We start from the raw sequence: 972 nt of genomic DNA on the forward strand, positions 1-972 counted from the left end.
GAAACTCGCCATCGTTAGGCTAACGTTTCGAGTGTGTCCCTGCTCAGCCAAGATCTCATCCAATGCCCAACTGTCATTTTTCTCCCAAGCCACATTAATGTGGGCATAGCTTAAGAAAGTATCCAAATTCCACTCTTGCTTGAGCGCAGGATGATCCTTGCGGACATACACCATAGGTAAATCCGAGAACAGCACTTCGAAATTAATAAAATACGGGAGCAGTTCTAACGACTCTTTGGAGCGTGGATGGCTTTCACGGCCGGTAAAACCAATATCCACTTCACCGCTGGTAATGGCGTCTAACGAGTCGTAATCCCAGTTATGGAACTTCACCGTTGAGTCTGGGTAAAAATCATGGATTCGTTTGGTCAGTTCATCCGCCATGATGAGTGACAATGGCGACTCTACTCCAAGATGAAATTTCACTCCACTTGGCGCATCATCACCTCTGTGTGAAACTATCTGGTTACCGATCTGCATCCAGTCTGACAAAAGCACTTGCACGTTTGTCGCGAGATTTGTTGGCTTTAGGCCTTGCGGCGTATTCACAAAAAGCGGGTCATCAAACCAAGCCCGCAATTTGCCTAAAGACTTACTCACGGTTGAGGGAGTCACATTAAGTTTTTTCGCCGCTTTAGTAACACTCTGCTCTTGCAGTAGCAATTGCAGAGTGAGCAGTAAATTAAGATCAAGTCGGGCAAGAGATTTCTTCATGAGGCTCACTAACGTTATGATTTGGAAATAATAATATTATGGAGAGTCCAATAACGCCACTAGCAACCAACGCTATGATTAACATCATCACGGCCGACACACCTAGCGTCGCCATCAACCAAATGTAAAGTGCAGACCAAGAAACCTGACCTATGCCAAGCATAGAGCTTGCCAGTCCAGCTTTGCGAGAGAACTGACTTAACGCTTGACTCATTGCCACACCAAACCCCATTGAGAAACCCATGCTGATTAGCGTGA

General features: G+C 45.9%; 1 protein-coding gene and 1 pseudogene. Both read right to left on the reverse strand.

Annotated features, from left to right (window positions below; genetic code table 11):
• Positions 1–714: HTH-type transcriptional regulator YidZ (gene yidZ, locus R8N49_RS25435; protein WP_318190251.1), on the reverse strand; the 714-nt coding region annotated here is incomplete at its 3' end.
• Positions 689–972, reverse strand: a pseudogene (locus R8N49_RS25440) (multidrug transporter subunit MdtL); the annotation flags it as partial. The gene yidZ and the pseudogene R8N49_RS25440, both read right to left, overlap by 26 nt.

Source organism: Vibrio sp. 1978 (assembly GCF_033344345.1).